The organism is Streptomyces sp. 549, assembly GCF_030124175.1.
Classification (GTDB): domain Bacteria; phylum Actinomycetota; class Actinomycetes; order Streptomycetales; family Streptomycetaceae; genus Streptomyces.
On record NZ_JASKMT010000002.1, the window covers coordinates 139,923 to 165,896 of the forward strand.

Genomic DNA, 25,974 nt, shown 5'->3' on the forward strand with positions numbered 1-25,974 from the left:
GTGATCATCAGTCACCGGCCGCGGCGGAATCGCTTCCGGCGGGGCCGCGGGACAACCGGCCGCCGTCACCGGCCGGTTGTCCTGCGACCCGGAGGTGGACGCGTGCGACGATCGTGGGGTGGCAAGTCCTGATCCTTCCTCCCTCTTGTCGAGCGATCGGCGTGTCCGCGCCTGAATATATCGGCGGCCGAGATATCATGACCGCATGGCATCGAGGAACATGACACAGGCGGCGTTCTTCGTCCTGACCGCCCTGGCCGACCAGCCGAGGCACGGGTACGGGATCCTCCGAGAGGTCGAGGAACTGTCCGACGGCGAGGTGCAGATGCGCGTCGGCACCCTGTACGGCGTGCTCGACCGGCTCACCGCGGACGGACTGATCGTCCTGGACCGCGAGGAGGTCCATCAGGGCAGGCTCAGGCGCTATTACCGCCTCACCGACGACGGCGTCCGGGCCCTCGCCGCCGAGGCGGACCGGATGGCTGCCGGCGCCGGCGCGGCCAAGAAGCGGATCGCCGAGGGACGCCGCGCCCCCGCACCGACCGGCGTCACACCCGCACGGCCCGCGACGGGCCCGGGACTCGCTGGAGGTCTCGCATGACGACGACACTGCTCGAAGACCGCTACCGCACCGTGCTGCGGCTGCTCCCCGCCTACTACCGCCGCGAGCGGGAGGAGGAGATGGTCGAGACGTACCTGTGGGACATCGACCCGGACACCCAGGACCAGAGCCGGCCCTCGCTGGGCGAGGTGGTGAGCGTCGCCGCCCTCGCGCTGCGCACCCGTCTCGCGACCCCCGGCGCGCCCCGGCCGTACGCCCTCTTCGGCACCGCCGTGCGGCAGTTCGCCCTGTTCGCGGTGCTGCTCCAGGCTGCCACCGCCGTTGTCGAGGGGATCCTGGAGCTGACCTGGGCGTCGACCGGCAGGGCACAGTGGGAGATGTTCGCCTCCGGATTCACCGGCCGCGGACTGGGCTCCGGCATCATCGAGGCCGCCCTGTGGACACTGCCCCTGCTGTGGACGGTCGGCTACTTCGCCCTGCTGCACGACCGGCGCCGCCTCGCGCACGTGTCCGTGCTGCTGGCCGCCGTACCCACGCTCTGGCCGCTGCTGGAACCGCTGCTGGACGCGTCGGTCCCGCCCCAACCGGCCTACGCCACCGCCACCGTGCTGCTGGCCTGGCTGACCGCCCTCGCCCTGTGCGCGTCCCACCACCGCGACGCGCCCCCGGCGTCCCTGCCCGCGGGCTCGCCCGGAATGGTGTTCACCGCCTGCTGCGTGGTGATGGGCGGCTCCCTCGTCCTGCTGCCCGGGGCAGCCGACTCGGTGTGGGCGCCGGCCACGGGCTTCCTGGCCGGCTCGCTCGGCTGGCTGCTGTGGCGCACCAGGCGCACGGACCGAAGCGCCGAGCAGGGCACCGGCCCGAGCGCCGACCAGAGCACCGCGTGCGGCGCGCTCGCCCTCGCGGCGCTCGGCCTGCTGATCCTGGCGGTACGCGTGACCGCGCTGGAGCCGTGGCTCGACGTGCCCGTCCCGGCCGTGCTCCTCGGCAGCGCCCTCGGGCAGGCGGCCGCGCTCGCCCTGCTGACCGCGGTCCTCGCGTTCGTGGGCCGGCGCGGCCTGCTCGCGCGCCGGGTCAGGGGGAGAAGGTGACGTACCCGCTCCACACCCCGGCTGTGGGGATCGATATCGACCACCGTCCAGTGGACGACACTCCCCGACGGCGTGTCGACGTCCTCGTGCAGCAGCACCTGGTGCTGCTCCGCGTTAGGCGTCGGCTGGTCGAGTCGCTGTCCGTGCTGGCGGCCGACCCCCCCGTGCCAGAGGGCCTGGCCGGCCGGTCACGCGGTGTCGACGGACGAGATCGCCCTGGACTTCGACGACGCCTTCCGCACGGCCGATTCCCTGGCCGCGGAGAAGCACCTCTCCGGTGGAGCCATGGCTGATCTGCGGGAGATCGACGCGGCCCTCGCTGGGATGGGTGGCGAGGAGAACGCTGTCCGCTGGACACCCGATGCCCTGTCGGGTGATGAGGGGTGGGCAGCAATTCGGCAGTTGGCCCGACGGGTCCTCGCTCAGGAAGTTGGCGACTGGCGGCAGTCTCTGCCGGACATCACGGTGGTCCGATGACGGCTCGTCCACTCTTGCCGGCCGGGCCGCCTGAGGGCTGCCCGACACCGGCGAGGCGACTGCGAGTCGGCTTCGTCGGCCGCGCCCCCCGGGGGCAGTGGAGGGTCAGGGCAGGGTGAGGATGCGGGGGCCGCTGTCGGTGACGGCGACGGTGTGCTCGATGTGCGCTGCCCGGCTGCCGTCGGCCGTGCGCAGGGTCCAGCCGTCGGGGTCGGTGCGGTAGGCGTCCCGCCCGCCGGCCATGAGCATGGGCTCGATGGCGAGGACCAGGCCGTGGCGGAGGGGGAAGCCGCGGCCTGGGCGTCCGCGGTTGGGGACGGGTGGCTCCTCGTGCATCCGGCGGCCGATGCCGTGGCCGCCGAAGTCGGTCGGCATGCCGCAGCGGGCCGACCGTGCGATCGCGCCGACGGCGTGGGAGATGTCGCCGACCCGGTTGCCGGGGACGGCGGCGGCGATGCCGGCGTCGAGTGCCTGGCGGGTCGCCTCGATCAGGGCCGTGTCGGCCGGGCGGGCGGTGCCGACGGTGAAGCTGACGGCGGCGTCGCCGGTCCAGCCGTCGAGTTCCGCGCCGCAGTCGACGCTGACCAGGTCGCCGTCGCGCAGGCGGTATCCGGTGGGGACGCCGTGCACGAGGGCGTCGTTGACCGAGGTGCAGATCACCGCGGGGAAGGGGGTGGGGGCGAAGGAGGGCCGGTAGCCGAGGAAGGGCGAGCGGGCGCCGGCCTTCGCCAGGACCGCGCGGGCTGCTTCGTCGAGGTCGAGCAGGGACGCTCCGACCTTCGCCGCCTCCTTGGCGGCGGCGAGGGCGTGCGCCACGACACGCCCGGCTTCCCGCATGGCGTCCAGTGCCGTGTCGGTCTTGATCTCCACCATGTTCCGCAACTCCCTGCCCCGCCTGGTTCCCAATTCTTATACCGGTATTAGTATCACGGGCATGGTGAGAACTCCTTTGACCCCGTGGGAACGGCAGCGGGGAGAGCACTTCGGCGCGCTGCTCCGGCGGGCGCGCGGTGAGCGCAGCATGGTGGACGTCGCCGCGGCGGCGGGGGTGTCGGCGGAGACCCTGCGCAAGATCGAGACCGGACGGGCGCCGACTCCGGCCTTCTTCACCGTGGCGGCCCTGGCTGCCGCGCTGGAGGTGTCGATGGACGAACTGGCCGCCGCCTGCGCGCAGGACACCGGCTGGGAGGAGGCCTCCGCACTCTCGGCCTGAGGCACGCACCCCTCGGCCGGTGGCGCCTCAGCGCCCTCGATACGGCCCTCAGCCGTCCTCGGGCCCCGGCTCGCCTTCCGTACCGCGCCGCTCCCCGCGGGCGGGGCCGGAGTGGGAGTGGGAGTGCGGGGGGCCGGAGTGGGAGTGGCGCGGGGGGCAGGGGTGGTCGGCGGGGGCGGTCTCGGGCAGGCGCAGGATCGCCACCGCGCCCGGCGTGGTGTTGCGGAACGTCAGGCGGGCGCCCAGCACCCGGGCCTGACCGGCGGCGATCGTCAGCCCCAGCCCGTGGCCGCGGCCCGCGCGGTCGGTGCTGCCGGTGCGGAAGCGGCTCGGGCCCTCGGCGAGCAGGGTCGCCGGGAAGCCGGGGCCGTGGTCGCGGACCCGCAGCAGCCGGTTGTCCACGGTGACCTCGACGGGCGGCTCGCCGTGCCGGGCGGCGTTGGCGAGCAGGTTGCCGAGGACCCGTTCCAGCCGCCGCGGATCGGTGGTGACCACGGCGTCCTGCTCGACGTGCACCTCGATGCCCGGGTCGAGGTCGCGCACCCGCCGGGTCACGAACTCGCCCAGCGCCACGTCCTGGAGTTCGGCCCGCTCGGCGGGCCCGTCCAGCCGGGCCACCTCCAGGATGTCCTCGACGAGCACGCGCAGCACCTGCGCCCGGTCCCTGACCATCTCCGAGGGCCGCCCCTCCGGCAGCAGCTCGGCGGCGGTCAGGAGGCCGGTCACCGGGGTGCGCAGCTCGTGGGCGATGTCGGCGGTGACCCGGCGCTCCGCCTCCAGCCGGGCCTGGAGCGCGTCGGCCATGGCGTCGATGGCGCGTGCCAGCTCGTCGGCCTCGTCCTGGGCCCGGCCGCCGATCGCCTCCCGCACCCGCACCTCCGCGTCGCCCTCGGCCACCCGCCCGGCCGCCGTCGCGGCCTTGCGCAGCCGCCGGGAGAGCCGGCCGCCGATCAGCACACCCAGCGCGGTGCTGCCCAGGACCACGGTGACCGAGCCGATGACCAGCGTGCGGTCCAGATCGGCCAGGACCGAGTAGCGGTCGGTGAAGCGGGTGCGCAGCGACAGCACCCCGCCGTCGGGCAGCGGCGTCGCGGCCCACACCTCGGGGGTCGCCGCGCCGTCCTCGCTGACGTAGGTGGCGCGTTCGCCTCTGTTGACGGCGGCCAGCAGCGGTTCCGGCAGGCTCGGGTCGTCCAGCACCGCACCGAACGCCAGCCGTTCGTTGGACTCGTAGATGCGCTGGGCGGACTGGATGCGCTCGTCCTGCACGTCGCGGCTGTTGCTGATCATCGACACCCGGGCGGCGTTGTGCACGATCAGGCTGAGCACCAGCGCCACCAGGGCGCTGACCGCGGCGATGGCGGCGCTCAGCTTCCAGCGCAGCCCCACCCGCCGGGGGATCGGGAGCCGGGGAACGGCCACGTCAGCCCTTCAGTTTGTAGCCGAAACCGCGGACCGTCTCGATGCGGTTCTGCCCGATCTTCGCCCGCAGCCGCTGCACGTGCACGTCCACGACGCGGGTGTCGCCGCCCCAGCCGTAGTCCCACACCCGCTCCAGCAGCCGGTCCCGGGACAGCACCGCGCCGGGCGCGGCCGAGAACTCCAGCAGCAGCCGCATCTCGGTCGGGGTCAGCGGCACCGGTTCGCCGTCGCGCCGCACCTCCATGCCCTCGGTGTCGACCTCCAGGTCGCCGAAGGACAGCACCGCGTCGGACGGCTCCGCCGCCGCGGTGCCGGGGCCGCCGTGCTCACCGGCCGCGCGGGAGTGGGTGAAGCGCCGCAGCACCGCCCGGATGCGGGCCACCAGCACCGCGCCGTCGAAGGGCTTCGTCACGTAGTCGTCCGCACCGGCCTCCAGGCCGAGCACCACGTCGATGCTGTCGGCGCGCGCCGACAGCATGATGACGGGCACCGTCGACTCGTCCCTGATGCGGCGGCACAGGCTGACGCCGTCCAGGCCGGGAACCATGACGTCCAGCAGCGCCACGTCGGGCCGGTCGGCGCGGAACGACTCCAGTCCGGCCAGCCCGTCGGCGACCGCCGTCACCCGGAAGCCGTCCCGCTCCAGCGTGAGCTGCAGCGCCTCCCGGATGACGTCGTCGTCCTCCACGAAGAGCACGTGCGTGTCAGCCACCGTGCCCCCCAGACCTCTGCGCCGGCGCCCCGGCTCTCTGCGCCGTCACTCCGGCCGTCTCCGCCGCCACCTCAGCCCTCTCTGCTGTCGCTGCCGTCACCCGGCGCCGTCTCGGACGGCTGCGGGTACTCCTGATAGGTGCGGTCCAGTTCCGCGAAGCCGCCGTCCCGCCACACGTACGTCACCACGTCCTCGCCCGACGGGCAGCACGCCGGGTCGTCCTTGAGGAAGATCTCCTGGTAGACGCGCAGCGCGCCCTTGTCGATCTCCGCGTAGACGGCCGGCTCCTCGTCGGCGAACACGTTGACGTACGTGCCGCGGGCGTTCTGCCGGAACACGTAGCTGCCGACGCCTCTGCCGTCCGCGCAGGTGTAGACGTTGACCACCAGGTCCGCGGCGCGGCCGCCGGTGAGCCGGCCGTAGGCGACGTCCACCGGCCACGACTCGGCGTCGCACGGCCGCAGGTCCTCGCGGACCATGCCGCCCACGGCCCGGGTGGATCGCAGCAGCGCGACGACGTCCAGCGCCTCGCGGGCACCCGGCGGCGACACCGGCGCCCCGGCCGTGGGCAGCCGGCCCGCGTCCGACAGCTCCGGCTCGGCCGTGCCGTCCGCGGCGCCGGGACCGTCGGACGGGCCTTCCGTCGCGCCGCCGGAGCGGCCGGTGACGTCCGGTTCGGGGGACGGCAGCGGGTCGGCGGGCAGCGGGGACGGACGGGACTGCGGCGGGTCGCTCGCCGCCGCGGGGGTCTCCACCCGGATGCCCGCGCCGCTGCCGCACGCGGTCAGCGCCGCGACCGGAAGCAGCACCAGGACCACGGCGGCGGCGGCCGTCAGGCCGCGCACGCGGCGCGGTCCCGCTCCTGCACCAGTTCCTGCGCCCACCGCAGCTCCCTGCTCTCCAGCTCCTCCCGGAGCCGGGCCAGCGCACGGTGCAGTGTGCTCTTCACCGTGCCGGCCGACATCCCGAGGGCCTCGGCGGTCTCCTCGGTGCTCATCTGCTCCCAGTGGCGCAGCACCACGACACAGCGCTGCTTGGGGGCGAGTACCCCCAGTATGTCGACCAGCAGGGCCCGGTCGGCGTGCTGCGCCGAGCCGTCGTCGACACCCACCACGTCCGGCAGCACGTCGGTGGGGACCTCCGTCAGTCGGCGGGCCCGCCACCACTCGGTCCGGGTGTTGATCATGACGCGGCGCAGGTAGGCGTCGGCGAGCGCCTTGTCGGCGATGGTCTCCCACTTCGGGTAGGTGCGGGCCAGCGCGGTCTGCAGCAGGTCCTGCGCGTCGACCGGGTCGGGGACCAGGCGCCTGGCGCTGCGCAGCAGGGCGTCCTGGCGCGACCGTACGTACTCCTCGAAGTCCAGCACCTGCGCCGTCATCGCCCCGCCTCCGTAGCTCCCCGCCGTACCGGCCGGCGTTCGGCCGGTACGGAAGGGAAACTACGGAGGCGGTGTTGCGGCGCGGCCCGCTGTCGGCGCACGGCGAGCGCACGACCACCCGTCGATCGTGTAACAGCGCGCCCGGCGCGGTCCGCACCGCCCGGTGCGGTCAGCCCTGCGGCAGCCGGTAGACGCCACCGGTCAGCGGCTCGACCAGCCCGTCCGCGACGAGCCCGTCCAGGGCCCTGGCCCGCTGCACCGGCTCGTCCCAGACCCGGTCCAGCACCTGCTGCGGGACGGGGTCGACGGCCTCCCGCAGCACCGCCAGCAGCCTGCCGCGGACCTGGCGGTCCGTGCCGGCGTACGTCTGGGTGCGGCGCGGCGGGCCGTCGTGCGCGGGGGAGCCCGCCAGCCGCCACGCGCACTGCGCGGCGATCGGGCAGCGGGCGCACTCCGGGCTGCGCGCGGTGCACAGCAGGGCGCCAAGCTCCATGGTCGCCGCCGCCCAGCGGGCCGCGGTGGCCTCGTCGTCGGGCAGCGCGGACCGCGCCAGGCGGCGTTCGGCCGCGGTGGTCGCGTTCGGCGGGTACTGGCGGCCGGCGATCGCCCGGGAGAAGACCCGCCGCACGTTGGTGTCCAGCACCGGATGGCGCTGGCCGTAGGCGAACGAGGCCACCGCGGCGGCGGTGTACTCGCCGACCCCGGGAAGGGCGAGCAGCTGGGCGTGCTCGGCCGGCACGTCACCGCCGTGCCGCTCCGCTATCGCGCTCGCCGCGCCGTGCAGGCGCAGGGCGCGACGCGGATAACCCAGCCGGCCCCAGGCGCGGACGGCCTCGCCCGGCGGGTCGCCGGCGAGGTCGGCCGGGCGGGGCCACCGGGCCATCCACTGCTCGTACACCGGCAGTACCCGGCTCACCGGGGTCTGCTGGAGCATGAACTCACTGACCATCACACCCCAGGCGCCGGCTTCGGGCCGGCGCCAGGGCAGGTCGCGGGCGTGTGCTTCGAACCAGTCGATGACCGGAGCGTGCAGACCGGTCGCGCTGTCCTCATGTGTGTTGTGCTCAGTCATGGCAGTCATGGCGCTTCCGATCCTGGCACGGGCCGTGTCCGTGGCGAAAACGCCCGCGCCGGGCGGTCGGGTGGCCTGTCGGACGCTCCGGGCCGCCGCTGATTGCCGCTGATACGAAAAGTTGTCATGTTCTGCGGCGGGTACGGCGCGGTGTGACGCCTGATGTCTCGTAAGGTTTCCGGCGTGGGATCACTGCGCAATCCGGTCGGGCCGCTTCCCTCCTCCATCTACTGGCGACGGAGGGCAGTCGCGCTGTCCGTGATCGCCCTCCTCGCCCTGCTGGTCGCCTGGGTGGTCGGCACCGGCGGCGACAACGGCAACGGCAACCGGGCCGACGGCGGCCGGGACGACCGCGGCAACGGCGCTGCCAGTTCCATCACCCCGGGCCCGACCAGTTCGGCGCCCGTCGACGGCGACCGGCCCGGTGGCCGCGAGGAGTCCGAGGACGAGGGCGGCAGCGACGGCGCGGACTCCGGCGGCAGCGGCGGGCCCGGCTCCGGCGACGCCGGCACCGGCGGCGCGAGCGGCGGCACCGGCTCGGACGACCGGGGCTCCGGCGGCGCGGGCGGGTCCGGCGGCGGTGACGGTGACGCGCAGGCCGGAGGCGGCGAGGGCGCCGGGGCCGGCGACGCGGCGGCGATCGCGAAGCTCCCGGCCTGCCGTTCGGGCGGCGCGAAGCTGTCGCTGGTCAGCGCCAAGAACACCTACGCGCCCGGGGAGCGCCCGGAGCTGCGGCTGACGGTCGAGAACACCTCAGGCGGCGCCTGCCGGGTCGACGTCGGCGGCAAGCAGGCCGTGATCACCCTGTCCGACGCGGACGACACCACGGTGTGGGCCTCCGACCACTGCCCGACCGGCAGCGGCTCGCGCCTGCTGCGGGTGCCGGCGCGCGGCGAGACGGTGCACCGCGTGGAGTGGGACCGCAAGCCCAGCGCCGAGAAGTGCGCCACGCCCAAGGCGAAGGCGGCCAGGGCCGGCACCTACCTGGCGGAGATCCAGGTCCCGGGGCTGGGCACCGCGCAGACCTCGTTCGTGCTCACCAAGAGCTGACCGCCCCCGGCGCACGGGCCCGCGTACGGGATGGCCGGCGGCCGTGCCGCCCCGGCCCTTGCCGGGGCGGCGGAACGGTCCGTCAGACGTAGCGTTCCAGGATCGAGGACTCGGCCAGCCGGGACAGGCCCTCGCGCACCGAGCGGGCCCGCGCCTCGCCGACGCCGTCCACCGCCTGGAGATCGTCGACGCTGGCCGCCAGCAGCTTCTGCAGGCCGCCGAAGTGCTCGACGAGGCGCTCGATGACGGTGTTGGGCAGCCGCGGCACCTTCGCCAGCAGCCGGAACCCGCGCGGCGACACCGCCGAGTCCAGCGTCTCCGGCGCGCCGCTGTAGCCCAGGGCCCTTGCCACGGTGGCCAGTTCGAGCAGCTCGGTGTGGGTGAGGTGGTCCAGGTCGGTCAGCGCGGTGCCGACCGTGCGGGTCCGCTTGCCGGCCGGCTCGGGCACGTAGTCGCGGGCGACCAGTTCGCGCTCCGGTTCGACCCCGGCGATCAGCTCGTCCAGCTGGAGCGAGAGCAGACGCCCGTCGGTGCCCAACTCGACGACGTACTCGGCGATCTCGGTGGCGATCCGGCGCACCATCTCCAGGCGCTGGGCCACCGCGGAGACGTCCCGGACGGTGACCAGGTCCTCGATCTCCAGCGCGGACAGCGTGCCGGCGACCTCGTCGAGCCGCAGCTTGTAGCGCTCCAGCGTCGCCAGCGCCTGGTTGGCGCGGGACAGGATCGCCGCGGAGTCCTCCAGGACCCGCCGCTGCCCGCCCACGTACAGGGCGATGAGCCGCATCGACTGGCTGACCGACACCACCGGGTGCCGCGTCTGGATCGAGACGCGCTGCGCGGTGCGGTGCCGGGTGCCCGTCTCCTCCGTCTCGATGGACGCGTCCGGTACGAGCTGCACCCCGGCGCGGACGATCTTGGTGATGTCCTTGTCGAGGATCAGCGCGCCGTCGAGCTTGCACAGCTCGCGCAGCCGGGTGGCGGAGAACTCGACGTCGAGCACGAACCCGCCGCTGCACAGCGACTCGACGGTGCGGTCCATGCCCAGCACGATGAGACCACCGGTGTTGCCGCGCAGGACGCGTTCCAGACCGTCGCGCAGAGCGGTTCCGGGGGCGACGGCGCTGAGTGAGGCGCGCATCAGCCCTTCACCGGCACCTGCCCGTTCGTTGGCTGCCACGGCTCTCCTTCGGTCGTGCGTACGGGCGAGACCGGGGCAAAGTCTACCGGCGGCTGTCGGTGTCCGGCCCGGGACTCCGCGCGGGCAGCACCCCGAGCGCCTCCGAGATGTCCGCGACCTCCTTCACCCGCATACCGGAAGGCACCCTTCCGGGGTCGCCCGGAACCAGGGCGTGGGTGAAGCCCAGCCGGAACGCCTCGGCCAGCCGCTGCTGCACCCCGGTGACCCGGCGGACCTCCCCGGCCAGCCCCACCTCACCGATCGCCACCAGGTTCTTCGGCAGGGGCGTGTCGCTGGCCGCGCTCGCCAGCGCGAGCGCCATCGCGAGGTCGGCGGCGGGCTCGGAGAGCTTCACGCCGCCGACCGTGGCGGTGTAGATGTCCCGCTTGCCCAGGGCGCTGATCCGGCCGCGCTGCTCCAGCACGGCCAGCATCATCGACACCCGGGACGTCTCCAGCCCGGACGTCGTACGGCGCGGTGAGGGGATCTGCGAGTCGACCGTCAGCGACTGGACCTCAGCGACGAGGGGGCGCCTTCCCTCCAGCGTGACGGTCAGACAGGTGCCGGGCACGGGGGCGTCGCGGCGGGTGAGGAACAGGCCGGAGGGGTCGGTCAGGCCCGTGATGCCCTCGTCGTGCAGCTCGAAGCAGCCGACCTCGTCCGTCGCGCCGTAGCGGTTCTTCACGCCGCGGACCAGCCGCAGCCGGGCGTGCCGGTCGCCCTCGAAGCTCAGCACCACGTCCACCAGGTGCTCCAGCAGCCGGGGCCCGGCGATGGTGCCGTCCTTGGTGACGTGGCCCACCAGCAGGGTGGACATGCCGCGTTCCTTGGAGGCGCGGATCAGCGCCCCGGCCACCTCGCGGACCTGGGCGACACCGCCGGGCGCACCGTCGATCTCGGGCGAGGCGACGGTCTGCACGGAGTCCAGCACCAGCAGCGACGGCTTCACCTCGTCGAGGTGGCCGAGCACCGCGGAGAGGTCCGTCTCGGCGGCGAGGTAGAGGTGGTCGCTGAGCGCGTGGATGCGGTCCGCCCGCATCCTGACCTGGCTCGCCGACTCCTCACCCGTGACGTAGAGGGTGCGCCGGTCCGGCCCTGAGGCCTTGGCGGCGACGTCGAGCAGCAGGGTGGACTTGCCGACGCCGGGTTCACCGGCCAGCAGCACCACGGCGCCGGGCACCAGCCCGCCGCCCAGCACCCGGTCCAGCTCCGGCACGCTGGTGGAGCGGGCGGCGGCCTGGGCGCCGCTCACCTCCGCGATCGGCAGGGCGGGCGCCGACACCCGGCCGGGCGCGGTGGTGCGGATTCCGGACCCGCCGCCGGCCTCCTCGACGGTGCCCCACGCCTGGCACTCGGGGCAGCGGCCGAGCCACTTCGCGGTGCTGTAGCCGCACTCGGAGCAGCGGTAGGAGGGGCGGTCCTTGGCGGACGACTTGCGGGCAGCGGCCATGCGCCACACCGTAGCGGCGGGGTCTGACACCGCCGACACCGCGGCCCTCGGGCGGGGTTCTGCGGTAGTGCGGGTGCCGCCGCCAGGCCGGGCAGTGACCTCGCGGCTGTGCGGCGCGTTCACCGGGTGGGCGGGCGCGGGCGCGGGAGCGGGGCGCGGGGAGTGGGACGGCGGGGCGTGCGGCGCGTCCGACGGCGGGGCGGCGGCGTGCCGAGGGGCACGGTGGCGGCAGCCGGTACCGGGCCGTCAGTCCGTCGTGTCACCCGAAGGACCGATTCCTGTCCCCTTTCGAGCGAGATTGTCACCCGTAAGGATTAAACCCGGGCGAGCAGGCCCAGGAGGCCGCAGCACTGCCCCTACGGTCTCGGGGTGATGAGCAGTAGGCGCGAGGACGACACGAACACCACCAGCGCACACCTGGCGCGCCGTGGCGCGCTGTCCACGGCTGAACGACCGCCGGTGCACTTCTACGACACCTCACTGGACGGCCTGTTCACGTACTGCCTCTCCGTCATGTGCGAGCACGACGCGGCCGTCGCCGCGCTGGGGGAGGCGCTGGCCGTCGCCGAGCGCCAGCGCGCCCGGGACCGCGCGCCGGCCGACACCGCGCTGCACCGGCCCTGGCTCTACGCCCTCGCCCGCTGGTCCTGCCTGCGCCGGCTCTCCGCGACCACCGGGCGCCCGGAGCCGCCCCGGCTGACCGGCCCCGAAGCGACCCGCCGCCGCGGCGAACTCGCCTCGCTGGCCTGGCCGGAGGCGGCCGGCACCACTCCCGAGCAGCGTGAGGCGCTGGAACTCGCCGTGCGCCACCAGCTGCCCGTGCACGAGGTGGCCGCGGTGCTCAACCTCAGCTCGGAGACCGCCCGCACCCAGCTCTCCAGCGCCGCCTGCGAGGTGGAGCGCACCCGCGCGGCGCTCGCCGTCGTGGACGCCGGAGGCTGCCCCGCCGTGGCCGGGCTGGCCCGGGACCACGAGGTGCTGCTCGGCACCGCGCTGCGCCGCGAACTGGTCCGGCACGTCGACGAGTGCACCGTCTGCCGTCTCGCCGCCGAACGCGCCATGGCCTCCCAGCCCTGGCCGGGCACGGCCACCCTGGGCACCGGCACGCTCGCCGTGGTGGAGGCACCGCGCCCGGAGGTCAACGCCGCGATGTCCGTCGCGCTGCGCGCCCGGATGCTGCACACCCCGCGCTTCAACCGGCGCGGTTTCCCGGTGGAGCTGAAGGACCGCCAGGCCCGCCGCGAGCGCATCCGCAGCCGGGCCGTCACCACCACCGTGGTCGCCACCGTCGTCGCCGCGCCGGTGCTGGCGCTGTGGGCGGCGTACCGGGGTGTGCCGCTGCCCGGCGACAACCGGGACGGCCCGGTGTCCGCGGCGGAGGCCGAGGACCGCGAACTGCACACCCACCCGTACGAGAACGCCGGCCGCGCCGGCCGCACCGCCGTACCCGGCGGCGGCCCGCGCGACGGTGGCGGCCCGGGGACCGAGGTGAGCGTCGAGGCAAAGGAGCGGGCGGACGAGGAGAAGTCCGCGGACGGCAGGCCCTCGCCGTCGCCGTCCGCCGGCGGGCAGCACGAGCGGCCCGGTGGTCACACCGGCGGCTCGACCAGCCCGGGGCCGGGCCGGATCACCGTCTCCGCCCAGCCGACCGGCGACGCCACGCTCATCACGCTCACCGCCTCCGGCGGCTCGGCCGTCGACTGGTCGGCACACGCGGACGCGGGCTGGCTGCGCCTCAGCCGGCACTCCGGCACGCTGCACCCCGGCGAGTCGGTGACGATCCGGGTCACCGTCGACCGCCACCGGGAGCCCCCAGGCGACTGGTCGGCGCGCATCCACATCGCCCCCGCGCAGGCCGTGATCACGGTGCAGGGCCGCGGCCGGGAGCCCGACCCCGGCCCGTCCGACCCCGGCCCGTCCGACCCTGACCCCTCACCCTCCGACCCGGCCCCCGGCCCGTCCGACCCGGACCCCGGCGGCGCCTGACCCGAGCGGCACCCGGGACCCGGGCCGCACCCGACCCTGGCGGCCCCCGGGTCATCGAGGGGCGCCCGGGGTCCGGGACGGCGTCAGAGGGACGGCGCGTCAGCGGGCCGGCGGGACGGGCGTCAGCAGGGCGGGTCCGCGGGGTGCGGGGCCAGCAGCGGCAGCTGGGAGGCGAGCCGCTGCTCACACAGCTCGACCAGCCGGTCGTACCCCGCCTTCCCCATCAGCTCCAGCAGTTCCGCACGGTAGGAGACGTACACCGGCTCACCCGCGCCGTGCGCCGAGGGCGCACCGGTGCACCACCAGTGCAGGTCGTGGCCGCCCGAACCCCAGCCGCGCCGGTCGTACTCGCCGATCGTCACCTGGAGCCGCTGCTCGCCGTCGCCCAGCTCCACCCAGTCGAAGGTGCGTCGCACGGGCAGCTGCCAGCACACGTCTGGCTTGGTCTCCAGCGGCTCGCGGCCCTCCTGGAGCGCCAGCAGGTGCAGCGCGCACCCGGCGCCCCCGGCGAAGCCCGGCCGGTTGTTGAAGATGCACGCGCCCTGGTGGCGGCGGGTCTTGCGTTCGCCGTCGCCGTCCGTCTCCGTCCAGCCGCCGGCCGCCGCCACGTCGTGGAACTGCCAGTTCAGCGGGGTCAGCCGGGCGACGTGGCCGGCGACGCGCAGCTCGTCCTCGTCCTCGGAGAAGTGCGCGCCCAGCGTGCAGCAGCCGTCGTCGGCCCGTCCGGCCTGGATGCCCTGGCAGCCGCGGCCGAAGACGCACGACCACCGCGAGGTGAGCCAGGTCAGGTCGCAGCGGAACACCTGCTCCTCGTCCGCCGGGTCCGGGAACTCGACCCAGGCACGTGCGTGGTCGAGCGGGACCTCCTCGCCCGCCGCCCTCCTGCGCACGCCGCCCACGTTCGGGCTTTTGCCCGCCTTCGCCTTTTTCGTCTTCGCCACCTGACCAGGGTACGGGCCGGGGAGACCGCGACCCGTGCGGCGCAGTAGCGTGCTCTCCTATGAGACTCGGTGTCCTCGATGTGGGTTCGAATACCGTTCACCTGCTGGTGGTGGACGCGCACCCGGGCGCGCGCCCGCTTCCCGCCTACTCGCACAAGGCGGAGCTGCGCCTCGCCGAGCTGATCGACGAGCACGGCGCGATCAGCGCCGAGGGCGTGGACCGGCTGGCCGGCACGGTCAAGGTCGCGCTGGAGATCGCCGAGGACAAGGGCGTCGAGGACCTGCTGCCGTTCGCCACCTCCGCGGTGCGCGAGGCCACCAACCACGACCACGTGCTGGCCCGGGTGGCCGCCGACACCGGCGTCGACCTGCGGGTGCTGTCCGGGCCCGACGAGGCCCGGCTCACCTTCCTGGCCGCCCGCCGCTGGTTCGGCTGGTCGGCGGGCCGCCTGCTGGTCCTCGACATCGGCGGCGGCTCGCTGGAGATCGCCTACGGCCTGGACGAGGAGCCGGACGCGGCGGTGTCGCTGCCGCTGGGCGCCGGCCGCCTGACCGGTTCCCGGCTGCCGGGCGACCCGCCGGACCCGGCCGAGGTGCGGGCGCTGCGGCGGCACGTGCGGGCGGAGATCGCGCGGGTCGTCGGCGAGTTCACCCGGCTGGGCACCCCGGACCACGTGGTGGCCACGTCCAAGACCTTCAAGCAGCTGGCCCGGCTGACCGGCGCGGCCCGGTCCGCGGACGGCCTCTACGTGCAGCGCGAGCTGAGCCGCCGCGACCTGGAGGAGTGGGTTCCGAAGCTGGCCGGCATGTCCGCCGAGCAGCGGGCCGCGCTGCCCGGCGTCTCCGAGGGCCGGGCCCGGCAGCTGCTCGCCGGGGCACTCGTCGCCGAGGCCACGATGGACCTGTTCGGGGTGGCGTCGGCGGAGGTCTGCCCGTGGGCGCTGCGCGAGGGCGTCATCCTGCGGCGGCTGGACCGCCTGCGGAGCGCGTAGCGGTTCACCGTAGGCTGGGCCCGTGGCTCCTGACGTACATGACGCGCCGCGTTTCCCGGCTGCGAAAGTCGCCCTGTCCACGGCGTCGGTGTACCCGGAGTCCACCGCGACCGCGTTCGAGATCGCCGCGCGGCTGGGCTACGACGGGGTCGAGGTCATGGTGTGGACCGATCCGGTCAGCCAGGACGTCGACGCCCTGCGCCGGCTGTCCGACCAGCACGGTGTGCCGGTGCTGGCCGTGCACGCGCCCTGCCTGCTCATCACCCAGCGTGTCTGGTCGACCGACCCGTGGACGAAGCTCCAGCGCGCCCGCAGCGCCGCCGAGCGGCTCGGCGCGTCCGCGGTCGTGGTGCACCCGCCGTTCCGCTGGCAGCGCAACTACGCGCGGGACTTCGTGCGCGGCGTGTGGCGCATGGCCGACGAGACGGACGTGCGGTTCGCGGTGGAGAACATGTACCCGTGGCGCTACCGGGACCGCGAGATGCAGGCCTACGCGCCAGGCTGGGACCCCACCGAGGAGGACTACCGGCACTTCACGCTGGACCTCTCGCACACCGCCACGTCCAGGACCGACACGGTGGCGATGCTGGACCGGATGGGCGACCGGCTCGGACACCTGCACATCGCCGACGGCAACGGCTCCGCCAAGGACGAGCACCTGGTGCCGGGCCGCGGCAAGCAGCCCTGCGCCGAGGTCCTGCAGCACCTCGCCGCGACGGGTTTCAGCGGGCACGTCGTGGTGGAGGTGAACACCCGGCGCGCGATGTCCCCCGCCGAACGGGAGGCCGACCTGGCGGAGGCGCTGGCGTTCACCCGCCTGCACCTGGCCACCGCGCCCCGGACGGCCGGGCCGTGACCGGGCGGGGTGCCGGCACCCCGCAGGCCGCGGACGGCGACACGCCCGCAGCAGGCCCGGTACCCACCGGGGACGGCCCGCGCAGGCGCGGCTGACGGGACCGGCGCCCGCGCCCGCATCCTCGCCTCGGCCGGCGCCCAGTCCGCGGCCCGCGGCTACGACCGGGCCTCCATCCCCGGCATCCCCGGCATCCCCGGCATCCCCGGCATCGCCCGCGGCGCCGGGGTCGACCCGGCGCTGGTGCACCACCACTTCGGCAGCAAGGAGCAGGTGCTCGCCGCCGCCCTGGAGACGGCGTCCGCCCCGTCCGCAGCGGCCTGGAGCCGCTGCCCGAGGTCGGTTCGGACGCGCTGGGCGAGCAGCCGGTCCGTCCCCCTTCGGCGTCCGGGAGGACCCGGAAACCCGCGAGCCGGTGCTCGCCCTGGTGCGGTCGGCGGTGAGCAACGAGACGGCCGCCGGGCTGCTCCGCGGCACGGTCGCCGGGGCGGCACCGCCGCTGCTCACCGGCGGCTGACCGGCGCCGCCCGACCGCCCGCGGAGGCGTCCCGCGCTGGGGCGGGAGCCGAGCGGCGCCCGTCCGGACTCCGGTACGGGTGTCTCACCATCTGGCAGGCCCGTCCGGATCACGGATGAAGCGGCGTACGCTCGTGGCACTGTCACCCACGCGTCAGGGAAGTGGAGCATCATGCCCGAGCTGAGGTCCCGTACCGTCACCCACGGCCGCAACATGGCGGGTGCCCGAGCCCTGCTCCGCGCCGCTGGCGTAGCGCGCGAGGACTTCGGCAAGCCGATCATCGCGGTGGCCAACAGCTTCACCGAGTTCGTGCCGGGGCACACCCACCTCCAGCCCGTGGGCCGCATCGTCTCCGCGGCGATCCACGCGGCGGGCGGCGTGCCGCGCGAGTTCAACACCATCGCGGTCGACGACGGCATCGCCATGGGCCACGGCGGCATGCTCTACTCGCTGCCGTCCCGCGACCTGATCGCGGACTCCGTGGAGTACATGACCGAGGCGCACTGCGCCGACGCGCTGATCTGCATCTCCAACTGCGACAAGATCACCCCCGGCATGCTGATGGCCGCGCTGCGCCTCAACATCCCGACGGTGTTCGTCTCCGGCGGGCCGATGGAGTCCGGCACGGCGACGCTGGTGGACGGCACGGTCCGCAAGCTGGACCTGATCTCCGCGATCGCCGACTCCGCGAACGAGTCCGTCTCCGACGAGGACATGGCACTCATCGAGGAGAACGCCTGCCCCACCTGCGGGTCGTGTTCGGGCATGTTCACCGCCAACTCGATGAACTGCCTGACCGAGGCGATCGGCCTGTCGCTGCCCGGCAACGGCTCGGTGCTGGCCACCCACACCGCCCGCAAGGAGCTGTACGAGGCGGCCGGCCGCACGGTGGTCGACGTCACCAAGCGCTGGTACGAGCAGGACGACGCGACCGTCCTGCCGCGCAACGTCGCCTCCCGCGCCGCGTTCGAGAACGCCGTCGCGCTGGACATCGCCATGGGCGGCTCCACCAACACCATCCTGCACCTGCTGGCCGCCGCGCAGGAGGCCGAGCTGGACTTCCAGATGAAGGACATCGACGCGCTGTCCCGGCGGCTGCCCTGCCTGTCGAAGGTCGCGCCGAACGGCTCGTACTACATGGAGGACGTGCACCGCGCGGGCGGCATCCCCGCCATCCTCGGCGAGCTGTACCGGGCCGGGCTGCTCAACGAGGACGTGCACACCGTGCACAGCTCCTCGCTCGCCGACTGGCTGAAGCAGTGGGACATCCGCGGCGGCTCCCCGTCGCCGGAGGCCGTCGAGATGTTCCACGCCGCGCCCGGCTGCGTGCGCTCGGCCACCGCGTTCTCCCAGTCCGAGCGCTGGGACACCCTCGACACCGACGCGGCCGGAGGCTGCATCCGCGACGTCGAGCACGCCTACAGCACCGAGGGCGGCCTGTCGGTGCTCTACGGCAACCTGGCCGAGGACGGCTGCGTGGTGAAGACCGCCGGCGTCGACGAGTCCATCTGGACGTTCGAGGGGCCGGCCGTCGTCTGCGAGTCGCAGGAGGAGGCCGTCGAGGCGATCCTCGCCAAGCGCGTCAAGGAGGGCGACGTGGTGGTCATCCGCTACGAGGGCCCCAAGGGCGGGCCCGGCATGCAGGAGATGCTCTACCCGACGTCCTTCCTCAAGGGCCGCGGCCTGGGCGCCAAGTGCGCGCTGATCACCGACGGGCGTTTCTCCGGCGGGACCTCGGGCCTGTCGATCGGCCACGCCTCCCCGGAGGCGGCGGCCGGCGGCACCATCGCCCTGGTCGAGGACGGCGACCTGATCTCCATCAGCATCCCGGAGCGCCGTCTGGAACTGAAGGTCGGCCAGGACGAGTTGGACGCCCGCCGGGAGGCGCTCGGCGGCCGTTACGCGCCGAAGGCGCGGGAGCGCAAGGTCTCGCAGGCGCTGCGCGCCTACGCGGCGATGGCCACATCCGCCGACAAGGGCGCGGTCCGCGACGTCAGCAAGTTGTACTGACGCACCGCTCACGACGACCGCTCACGACGCCGGCCCCGGCACCGCTTCCACGGTGCCGGGGCCGGCGTCGCGTCGGCGGCGGCCGGCGCGCGAGCGGGTGCAGCCATCCCGCCCGTGCCGAGGCGTCCAGGTGCTTGGCTATGCCGCTTCCGGCACGATCTCGAAGAACTCGATGTCCAGGGCCTCCCCGGGACGGCCGACGGCCTCCGCCAGCGAGGCACGCACCGTCTGCTCCGCGTTCGCGTAGCTCGGGGACGGCAGGACGGACAAGCCGGTGGAAAGATCGTGCTGGGCGGGGAACTGGGTGTGCCAGACCTCGCCGTCGAACACGGCGGCGCCCGCGTAGACGGGCTCCTCGCCGCCCTCGCTCCCGAAGAGGTACACCTCGATCCCGCTCGTGTCACAGCCGAGGACGCGGCCGAGTTCCTGGTCGACCGCCCCGACCAGTGCGCCCTCCGACGCGCAGGTCACCGTGACGGCCGGACGGTCGGGCAGTTCGACCCTGGCGCTGAACTCACCGTGCTCACGGGACACGATGCCGAAGTAGACGTGTCGGAACATGCTCATGCGGTCCTGCTTCCTCAGGAGTCACGGCGGAGCGGTTGCTCCCTTCTCCCCGCCGTGCGGGAAGAAGCCAGCCTGTGACGGGCTCCCGGGGCGTGTCGAGTGGGTTTCCGCCGCGACTCCCCTGAGTCAGGTCGCCACGGGGCCCGGTCGCGGGTGTGGCTGCTGCCGGGCGCCAACGGCGCCTCGCCCCGCCCTGCTTGGGGAAGCCGCCCTCCTTGGGGAAGCCGCCCTACTTGAAGAAGGCGATGCCGTCGTCGGGCAGGTCGCCGAGGTCCTTGGCCCACTCGCTGGGGTCGACGACCTTCTTCAGGTGCGCCGACATGTAGGGGCGCAGCGGCACCTGCGGGGTGGACTTCTCGCCGACCCACATCAGGTCGCCCTTGACGTAGCCGTACAGCCGCTTGCCGCCGCTGTACTCCTCGGCCGCCGCGAGCCGGGCCACCGCGTCGGTGGCCAGGTCGATCTGCGGCTTGCTGTCGGCCAGCTGGCCGTACCAGATCTCGACGACGCCCTGGTCGCGGACCATCACGACCTCGATCTTGCGCTCGCTGTCGACCCGCCAGTAGCCGGACTCCGACTCCAGCGGGGCGACCTTGTTGCCCTCGCCGTCCAGCTGCCAGCTCCGGGAGGTGTACTCCAGGAACGCGCGGCCGTCATGGCTGAAGGTGACCTCCTGGCCGAAGTTGCACTTCTCCGCACCGGGGAAGTCCGCTACCCCCGCACCGGCCCAGTCGCCGAGCAGGAAGGCCAGCGGTACGAGGTCGGGGTGCAGGTCGGACGGGATCTCGATCATGGATGGCTCAGGCGATCTGTAGCAGGGACGGCAGGCGGGGCGAATGTCGCGGGACCGGTGGGACCGGTGGGACCGGTGGGAGGGGTCAGCGCTGGCCCTGGAAGAGCTTCTTCACGGTCAGCCCGGCGAACGCGGTGGTGCCGATGCAGACCAGGATCATCAAGGTGATGAAGAAAATCTCAAGCACGGTCGCTCCTTTGAGCGGGTTCTCGGTACGTACGGACCGGCACCGAGTCTAGTCGGCCCGACGGCCCCCGACGCTGCGAGGTCCGCCACCCGGCGCCGCGCGCATCGCGCACCCGGGCCCGCGCATAGGGTGACACCCATGGCAGCTACCCAGAAGAAGCTCGTGATCAAGGTGACGGCGGGGGCGGACGCCCCGGAGCGGTGCTCGCAGGCGTTCACGGTCGCCGCGGTGGCCGTGGCCAGCGGAGTGGAGGTGTCGCTGTGGCTGACCGGCGAGTCCGCCTGGTTCGGGCTGCCGGGCCGGGCCGCCGAGTTCGAGCTGCCGCACTCCGCGCCGCTGGACGAGCTGATCGCCGGTGTGCTGGCGGGCGGGCGGGTCACGGTGTGCACCCAGTGCGCGGCGCGGCGGGAGATCGAGGAGAAGGACCTGCTGGAGGGGGTGCGCATCGCGGGTGCCCAGGTGTTCGTCGGCGAGGCGATGGCGGACGGCACCCAGGCCCTCGTCTACTGACCCGCCCCGAGCCGCACGACTGCCCTCCCGCTCCCGTCGCCGGCTCCCGGTGCCGCTCCGCCGAACGGGGGACGTGGGGCGCGCAGACGGGTGAGGGAGGACTCCCGGCCGACTGAGTGGCGGCCCCGGTGGTACCGGCAGCTCATCAGCTGATGTCGGACGGGGAGTTCCATGCAGAATTCGCAGGTAGTGCTGGCGATCGACTTCCAGCAGGGCCTCTCGGAGGCGTGGACCTCGGTCGCCACGTTCGTGCCGAGGTTCATCTCGTTCCTGATCATCCTGCTCGTCGGCTGGCTCATCGCGAAGGCGCTGGCCAAGGCGGTGGGAGTGATCCTCCGCAAGGTCGGCTTCGAACGGGTCATCGACCGCAGCGGCCTGGACCGGTTCCTGGAGAACTCGTCCCTGAACGCGATCGACGTCATCTCCAAGCTCGTCTACTACGCCGTGCTGCTGATCGCGCTGCAGGTCGCGTTCTCGGTCTTCGGACCCAACCCGATCAGCGACCTGCTGCGCGGAGTGGTGGCGTGGATCCCGCGGGCCGTCGTCGCCATCATCATCGTCGTGCTGGCCGCGGCCATCGCCAACGCCGCCAAGAGCGTGATCAGCAGTGTGCTGGGCGGACTGTCCTACGGCAAGCTGCTGGCGAACATCGCCGCCGTGTTCATCATCGGCCTCGGTGTGATCGCGGCCCTCAACCAGATCGGCGTCGCGGTCGCCGTGACCACGCCGGTGCTCATCACGGTGCTCGCCACCATCGGCGGCATCCTGGTGGTCGGTGTGGGCGGTGGCCTCGTCAAGCCGATGCAGCAGCGCTGGGAGCGCTGGCTGGTCAGCGCCGAGCAGGAGACCAGCCGGGTCCGCGAGCACGTCTCCAGCCGCGGCAGCGGCGGTAGCGGTTCCGAGGCGTCGGGCACCCCCGGCACGCCGCCCGGCGGCACCCTGCCCGGCGGTCCGCCGCCCGGCGTCTGAGCCCCGGGCGTCTCGGGTCCCACCCAGCGGCGGCCCCACACAGCGGCAGGGCCGCACCTCCCGGTAACCCGGTGGTGCGGCCCTGCCGCTGTCGGTGGTGCCCGCCTCAGACGGCGATGGCGACCTCTGCCAGCCCGCCCTGCTGGGCGACCACGGTGCGGTCCGCGGTGCCGCCGGGCACCAGCGCACGCACGGTCCAGGTGCCCTCGGCCGCGTAGAACCGGAACTGGCCGGTCGCGGACGTCGGGACCTCGGCGGTGAACTCGCCGGTCGAGTCCAGCAGCCGGACGTAGCCGGTCACCGGCTCGCCGTCACGGGTGACGCTGCCCTGGATGGTGGTCTCGCCGGGCTTGATGGTGGAGGCGTCCGGGCCGCCGGCCTTCGCTCCGCACATGGGTGCTCCCCTGTCTGTCCTCAGGACGGTTTCCGGTGGGTACCGGTTCGTGGAGGGTCCGCGGGCCGAGCGGCCCGCGGACGGGTGGTCAGTTGGAGCCGAGCTCGATCGGCACGCCGACCAGCGAGCCGTACTCGGTCCAGGAGCCGTCGTAGTTCTTGACGTTCTCCTGGCCCAGCAGCTCGTGCAGCACGAACCAGCTGTGAGCGGAGCGCTCACCGATGCGGCAGTAGGCGATGGTGTCCTTCGCGAGGTCCACGCCCTCCTGCTCGTACAGCTCCTTCAGCTCGTCGTCGGACTTGAAGGTGCCGTCGTCGTTGGCCGACTTCGACCAGGGGATGTTGCGCGCGGTCGGCACGTGGCCGGGACGCTGCGACTGCTCCTGCGGCAGGTGCGCGGGGGCGAGCAGCTTGCCGCTGAACTCGTCGGGGGAGCGCACGTCGACGAGGTTCTGCTCGCCGATGGCCTTGACCACGTCGTCCCGGAAGGCGCGGATGGCGAGGTTCTGCGGCTTCGCCTGGTAGGTGGTCTCGGCCCGCTCGGGCACCTCGGCCACCAGGTCGCGGGAGTCCAGCTCCCACTTCTTGCGCCCGCCGTCGAGGAGCTTGACGTCCTCGTGGCCGTAGAGCTTGAAGTACCAGTACGCGTAGGAGGCGAACCAGTTGTTGTTGCCGCCGTAGAGCACGACGGTGTCGTCGTTGGAGATGCCCTTCGCGGACAGCAGCTTCTCGAACCCGGCCTGGTCGACGAAGTCGCGGCGCACCGGGTCCTGGAGGTCCTTCTGCCAGTCGATCCGGATGGCGCTCTTGATGTGGTTCTTCTCGTAGGCCGAGGTGTCCTCGTCCACCTCGACGATGACCACCTTCGGGTCGTCGATACGGGCCTGGACCCAGTCGGCGTCCACCAGGACGTCACTGCGGCTCATGGATTCTCCTTCGGAGCTGATGCGGATGGGTGCGCGCGCACAGAGCAGGAGGGCACGCGCTGCGCTCGTGTGTGCGCGGCGGCGGGCTGTCGAGGGATGGTCCGGACCGGCCGGCGACGGCCGGTCGGCACGCATCGGCGCCTTGAGGGCCGGGTCCCCCGTCGACGGCTGCGATGCCGTCAGACGACGGTGCGACAGAGCATGGCGGCGACGCGGCACAGGTCCACTGCCCGTCGCTTCGTGAGATCCGCCTGTCGCTTCATGGGGTCGATCGTAAGGACGGGCGCGCCGCATGTCACCGGCGGTCCACATGGTGATACGAGATCGTCTGCGATGTGGGATGGGAAGTGATTGGGCCCCGCCCCCGGGCGCCCCCGGACCGGCGCCGGTGCGCGGAGGTGGACCACGCACCGGCGCCCACGGACGCGCCGGTCTCAGATGCCGGACGCGGCAGGGGTGATGGACGCGGCAGGGGTGATGGACGCGGCAGTGCTGGTGGGGACCGGCGTCCGCCCCGGATCGTCGCGCCTCAGCCGGTCACGTTGACGTCGGAGCCGGAGAAGTGCACGGTGACGCCGCGCTGGTTGGCCTCGATCTTCTCCAGCCGCACCCCGTCCGGCAGTCCGTCGATGGTGCGTGTGTAGTCGATGCGCTGCCGGATCAGGTCCTCGATGCCGGGGATGTCCGAGCCGGGGATGGCGTCGGCCCGCAGCCGGACCGTGTCGCCGTTCTCCACGCTCACGGTGCTGGTGGTGGAGCGCTCCAGCGGCTTGTCCAGCACCGGCACGTTCACGCTGCCGGTGACCTTCACCTTCGCCTCCCCGGCCTGCGCGGGGCCGCCGTACTCCACCCGCACGCCCTCCTGGGCCGCCGCCGTCAGGTCCTCGTAGGTCAGCAGGGCGCTGCCGTCCGCCCGGTCGGCGACGCCGCCGGAGTAGTCGTCCGACAGCCGGATGTCCCGGGCCTCGACGTCGAACTCGCTGACGCGCAGGGAGCCTTCGGCGATGTCCTGGGTCACGCCGCTCAACCGTATGTCCACCGACTCCAGTTCCTTGGCGAGCACCTGCGTGAGGAACGGGAAACCGTTGACGGAGACGTCCACCGAGTTGGCGTCCCGCGCGCTTCTGACCTCGTCGGTGATCCGGTCCTCGACCAGCTTGACCGCCAACCGGTCCGCGCCGACGAACAGGCCGCCGAGCACGAACACGATGATCAGTGTGATCCGCAACGCACGCATGATGTCCGGTGCTCCCTCAGTCGAATGGGCGTTCCTGCCCGGTGGTGCACTCCAGCATGCCCGGTCAGGCCACGACGCGGCCCAGCAGATACACCGCGGGGGCGGCCAGCGACAGCGGCAGTGCGACCCCGGCCGTCATGTGCACGAAGCGGGACGGCCAGTCGTAGCTCGCCACCCGCAGGCCGACCAGCGCGCACACCCCGGCGCCCGCGCCCAGCACCGCGCCGCCCGTGCCCAGTTCACCCCAACTGCCCGCGGCGATACCGGCACCGGCCGCCGCCAGCAGCGCGACCGGCACCGACACGACCGCCGGCAGCGGCAGCGCCCTGGCGACCACCGCCGCCGCCACCGCGGCGGCCCCGGCCGTCACCACGCCCGGGTCGACGCCCTCGGCGGCGAGCAGCCCGGCGGCCAGCACCGTCAGCACGGTGGAGCCGGTGCCCGCGGTCAGCGCGTACAGCCGCTCGTCGGGTGTGCTGCGGTTGCGCAGGTGCAGGACGAAGAGGAGCACCACCCACACGCCCAGCGACCCGACGATCGCCACGGCGGCGTTCTGCCGGCCCGCGGCGAGCAGCGCAACGTCCGCGGTGAGGCCGGCGGCGAACGCCAGGGCGATGCCCTGCCTGGCGGGCCACATGCCGTTCAGCCGGTACCAGCCGGCGGCGGTCAGTGCCTGGAGCAGCACCACGGCCACCGCGAGGGCCGGGCGGCCCGCCTGGGCGGAGACGGCGAGCAGGGCCGCCAGCACCGCGGTGAGTGCGGCGGGCCGCAGCCCGGGCTCGATGATCGGGCTGCCGGTGCGCACGCCAGGCCCCGCCGGAGCGGCGGGACGGGACGGCCCGTCGGCTGGGCCTGCCGGGGACGGGACCGTGTGCGTGGCGGAGGCGGACGGGGCCGACGGCTGCGCCGGGGACGGCTTGCGGCGTCGCCCGGTGCCGGCGCCCGGCTCGGCGGGCGTCGCCCGGTGGCCCTGGTGCGGCAGCCGGGCACCCTCGCCGCCGTCGGCCACCTGCCACGGCTGCGGCTGCCGGTGGCCGTAAGGATCGCCCGCGGGGTTGCCCGCCGGGTCGCCGGGAAGGGGGTACGGGTCGTGTCCGCCGGGGGGCGTGCTCATCGTGCACCTCCGGCGAACGGCGGGAGGACCTCGACGGTGCCGCCCTCGGTGAGGGAGACGGCACCGTGGGAGCGGGTGCCGACCGGGTTGCCGTCCACCAGGAACGAGCAGCGCTGCAGCACCCGGGCGAACTCGGGCCGCGCGTCGTGCCGGTCCCGTGCCTCCCGCAGCGCCTCTTCGAGGGTGCCGGCCTCGTAGGTCTCCTCCGCCACCCCGGCGGCGGCTTTGGCCGCCGCCCAGTAGCGGATCGTCCCGTGTACGGGCATTGATGTCTCCCAGACGTGTGAAGTGCCGTCACCCATCATGGACCGTCCGCATGTCGAGATGTGCGCCAGTGCGCCCCCTCTGCGGAAAACACCAGGTCATGGCCAT

At 73.7% G+C, this 25,974-nt stretch carries 27 protein-coding genes and 1 pseudogene; 12 read left to right on the plus strand and 16 right to left on the minus strand.

The genetic code is table 11. The annotated features are described in order from the left end of the window. Positions 1 to 220: 220 nt before the first annotated feature. The 3 genes from QNO07_RS02755 (at position 221) to QNO07_RS02765 (ending at position 2,130) form a co-directional block, all read left to right on the plus strand. On the plus strand, positions 221 to 601 hold the full coding sequence (locus tag QNO07_RS02755; protein WP_283990051.1) for a PadR family transcriptional regulator: 381 nt from the start codon (positions 221 to 223) through the stop codon (positions 599 to 601). Beyond that, positions 598 to 1,653: a hypothetical protein gene (locus QNO07_RS02760; protein ID WP_283989755.1), complete on the plus strand. Its 1,056-nt coding sequence runs from the start codon at positions 598 to 600 to the stop codon at positions 1,651 to 1,653. The genes QNO07_RS02755 and QNO07_RS02760 overlap by 4 nt, the downstream gene beginning before the upstream one ends. Before the next feature lie 195 nt (positions 1,654 to 1,848). Further along, positions 1,849 to 2,130, plus strand: a complete 282-nt coding sequence (locus tag QNO07_RS02765; RefSeq protein ID WP_283989756.1) for a hypothetical protein — start codon at positions 1,849 to 1,851, stop codon at positions 2,128 to 2,130. A gap of 105 nt (positions 2,131 to 2,235) precedes the next feature. Here the strand turns inward: QNO07_RS02765 and map are convergent, their stop codons facing one another. Beyond that, positions 2,236 to 3,003, minus strand: coding sequence for a type I methionyl aminopeptidase (map, locus tag QNO07_RS02770; RefSeq protein WP_283989757.1), 768 nt, complete (start codon positions 3,001 to 3,003; stop codon positions 2,236 to 2,238). Between the two features lie 61 nt (positions 3,004 to 3,064). Here map and QNO07_RS02775 point away from each other — a divergent pair, with 61 nt between their 5' ends. Next, a complete protein-coding gene (locus QNO07_RS02775) occupies positions 3,065 to 3,343 on the plus strand; it encodes a helix-turn-helix domain-containing protein (RefSeq protein WP_283989758.1) in 279 nt (92 codons plus the stop codon). 48 nt (positions 3,344 to 3,391) lie between these two features. On the opposite strand, the gene cseC is transcribed toward QNO07_RS02775, so the two are convergent. The 5 genes from cseC to QNO07_RS02800 all read right to left on the minus strand — a co-directional run bounded on the left by cseC (position 3,392) and on the right by QNO07_RS02800 (position 7,936). Further along, complete coding sequence (gene cseC / locus QNO07_RS02780) at positions 3,392 to 4,765, minus strand: two-component system sensor histidine kinase CseC (protein ID WP_283989759.1); 1,374 nt, start codon at positions 4,763 to 4,765, stop codon at positions 3,392 to 3,394. Position 4,766: 1 nt separating this feature from the next. After that, positions 4,767 to 5,477, minus strand: a complete 711-nt coding sequence (cseB, locus tag QNO07_RS02785; RefSeq protein ID WP_283989760.1) for a two-component system response regulator CseB — start codon at positions 5,475 to 5,477, stop codon at positions 4,767 to 4,769. Positions 5,478 to 5,548: 71 nt separating this feature from the next. Further along, positions 5,549 to 6,322, minus strand: a complete 774-nt coding sequence (locus tag QNO07_RS02790; protein ID WP_283989761.1) for a hypothetical protein — start codon at positions 6,320 to 6,322, stop codon at positions 5,549 to 5,551. Further along, positions 6,310 to 6,855, minus strand: coding sequence for a SigE family RNA polymerase sigma factor (locus QNO07_RS02795; RefSeq protein WP_283989762.1), 546 nt, complete (start codon positions 6,853 to 6,855; stop codon positions 6,310 to 6,312). The genes QNO07_RS02790 and QNO07_RS02795 overlap by 13 nt, the downstream gene beginning before the upstream one ends. Positions 6,856 to 7,024: 169 nt before the next feature. Continuing rightward, positions 7,025 to 7,936, minus strand: coding sequence for an iron-sulfur binding domain-containing protein (locus QNO07_RS02800; RefSeq protein WP_283989763.1), 912 nt, complete (start codon positions 7,934 to 7,936; stop codon positions 7,025 to 7,027). Positions 7,937 to 8,110: 174 nt separating this feature from the next. Between QNO07_RS02800 and QNO07_RS02805 the strand changes: the two genes are divergently transcribed. Further along, positions 8,111 to 8,977, plus strand: a complete 867-nt coding sequence (locus QNO07_RS02805; RefSeq protein ID WP_283989764.1) for a hypothetical protein — start codon at positions 8,111 to 8,113, stop codon at positions 8,975 to 8,977. Positions 8,978 to 9,059: 82 nt separating this feature from the next. On the opposite strand, the gene disA is transcribed toward QNO07_RS02805, so the two are convergent. Further along, positions 9,060 to 10,118: a DNA integrity scanning diadenylate cyclase DisA gene (gene disA / locus QNO07_RS02810; protein WP_283990052.1), complete on the minus strand. Its 1,059-nt coding sequence runs from the start codon at positions 10,116 to 10,118 to the stop codon at positions 9,060 to 9,062. Positions 10,119 to 10,200: 82 nt separating this feature from the next. Then, positions 10,201 to 11,607: a DNA repair protein RadA gene (gene radA / locus QNO07_RS02815; RefSeq protein WP_283989765.1), complete on the minus strand. Its 1,407-nt coding sequence runs from the start codon at positions 11,605 to 11,607 to the stop codon at positions 10,201 to 10,203. Between the two features lie 372 nt (positions 11,608 to 11,979). On the opposite strand from radA, the gene QNO07_RS02820 reads away from it, so the two are divergent. Beyond that, on the plus strand, positions 11,980 to 13,593 hold the full coding sequence (locus QNO07_RS02820) for a BACON domain-containing protein (protein ID WP_283989766.1): 1,614 nt from the start codon (positions 11,980 to 11,982) through the stop codon (positions 13,591 to 13,593). Positions 13,594 to 13,715: 122 nt separating this feature from the next. On the opposite strand, the gene QNO07_RS02825 is transcribed toward QNO07_RS02820, so the two are convergent. Next, positions 13,716 to 14,534 carry a DUF3109 family protein gene (locus QNO07_RS02825; RefSeq protein WP_283989767.1) on the minus strand — a complete coding sequence of 273 codons (819 nt, stop codon included), beginning with the start codon at positions 14,532 to 14,534 and terminating at the stop codon, positions 13,716 to 13,718. Positions 14,535 to 14,593: 59 nt separating this feature from the next. Here QNO07_RS02825 and QNO07_RS02830 point away from each other — a divergent pair, with 59 nt between their 5' ends. The 4 genes and pseudogenes from QNO07_RS02830 (at position 14,594) to ilvD (ending at position 18,906) form a co-directional block, all read left to right on the plus strand. Further along, positions 14,594 to 15,526, plus strand: a complete 933-nt coding sequence (locus QNO07_RS02830) for a Ppx/GppA family phosphatase (RefSeq protein WP_283989768.1) — start codon at positions 14,594 to 14,596, stop codon at positions 15,524 to 15,526. A gap of 22 nt (positions 15,527 to 15,548) precedes the next feature. Beyond that, complete coding sequence (locus QNO07_RS02835) at positions 15,549 to 16,382, plus strand: sugar phosphate isomerase/epimerase family protein (RefSeq protein ID WP_283989769.1); 834 nt, start codon at positions 15,549 to 15,551, stop codon at positions 16,380 to 16,382. A 9-nt stretch (positions 16,383 to 16,391) separates the two neighbouring features. Further along, positions 16,392 to 16,655, plus strand: a pseudogene (locus QNO07_RS27655) (TetR family transcriptional regulator); the annotation flags it as partial. A gap of 412 nt (positions 16,656 to 17,067) precedes the next feature. Continuing rightward, positions 17,068 to 18,906, plus strand: coding sequence for a dihydroxy-acid dehydratase (ilvD, locus tag QNO07_RS02840; protein ID WP_283989770.1), 1,839 nt, complete (start codon positions 17,068 to 17,070; stop codon positions 18,904 to 18,906). Positions 18,907 to 19,044: 138 nt separating this feature from the next. Here ilvD and QNO07_RS02845 read toward each other — a convergent pair whose 3' ends face one another. Together QNO07_RS02845 and QNO07_RS02850 are read right to left on the minus strand one after the other, a co-directional pair. Continuing rightward, positions 19,045 to 19,473: a hypothetical protein gene (locus QNO07_RS02845; protein ID WP_283989771.1), complete on the minus strand. Its 429-nt coding sequence runs from the start codon at positions 19,471 to 19,473 to the stop codon at positions 19,045 to 19,047. Between the two features lie 229 nt (positions 19,474 to 19,702). Continuing rightward, on the minus strand, positions 19,703 to 20,266 hold the full coding sequence (locus QNO07_RS02850; protein ID WP_283989772.1) for a heme-binding beta-barrel domain-containing protein: 564 nt from the start codon (positions 20,264 to 20,266) through the stop codon (positions 19,703 to 19,705). Between the two features lie 325 nt (positions 20,267 to 20,591). On the opposite strand from QNO07_RS02850, the gene QNO07_RS02855 reads away from it, so the two are divergent. After that, entirely contained in the window at positions 20,592 to 20,963 is a 372-nt protein-coding gene (locus tag QNO07_RS02855) for a DsrE family protein (RefSeq protein WP_283989773.1), read from the plus strand. A gap of 171 nt (positions 20,964 to 21,134) precedes the next feature. Continuing rightward, positions 21,135 to 21,932 (plus strand): mechanosensitive ion channel family protein, encoded by a 798-nt coding sequence (locus QNO07_RS02860; protein ID WP_283989774.1) that lies wholly within the window; start codon positions 21,135 to 21,137, stop codon positions 21,930 to 21,932. 106 nt (positions 21,933 to 22,038) lie between these two features. On the opposite strand, the gene QNO07_RS02865 is transcribed toward QNO07_RS02860, so the two are convergent. The 5 genes from QNO07_RS02865 to QNO07_RS02885 all read right to left on the minus strand — a co-directional run bounded on the left by QNO07_RS02865 (position 22,039) and on the right by QNO07_RS02885 (position 25,868). Next, positions 22,039 to 22,326 carry a DUF1416 domain-containing protein gene (locus QNO07_RS02865; protein ID WP_040908647.1) on the minus strand — a complete coding sequence of 96 codons (288 nt, stop codon included), beginning with the start codon at positions 22,324 to 22,326 and terminating at the stop codon, positions 22,039 to 22,041. Positions 22,327 to 22,414: 88 nt separating this feature from the next. Continuing rightward, positions 22,415 to 23,251 carry a sulfurtransferase gene (locus QNO07_RS02870; protein ID WP_283989777.1) on the minus strand — a complete coding sequence of 279 codons (837 nt, stop codon included), beginning with the start codon at positions 23,249 to 23,251 and terminating at the stop codon, positions 22,415 to 22,417. Positions 23,252 to 23,780: 529 nt separating this feature from the next. After that, on the minus strand, positions 23,781 to 24,488 hold the full coding sequence (locus QNO07_RS02875) for an LmeA family phospholipid-binding protein (protein WP_283989778.1): 708 nt from the start codon (positions 24,486 to 24,488) through the stop codon (positions 23,781 to 23,783). A gap of 64 nt (positions 24,489 to 24,552) precedes the next feature. Continuing rightward, positions 24,553 to 25,602, minus strand: a complete 1,050-nt coding sequence (locus QNO07_RS02880; RefSeq protein WP_283989779.1) for a hypothetical protein — start codon at positions 25,600 to 25,602, stop codon at positions 24,553 to 24,555. Further along, on the minus strand, positions 25,599 to 25,868 hold the full coding sequence (locus QNO07_RS02885; RefSeq protein ID WP_283989780.1) for a MoaD/ThiS family protein: 270 nt from the start codon (positions 25,866 to 25,868) through the stop codon (positions 25,599 to 25,601). The genes QNO07_RS02880 and QNO07_RS02885 overlap by 4 nt, the downstream gene beginning before the upstream one ends. Positions 25,869 to 25,974: the final 106 nt, after the last annotated feature.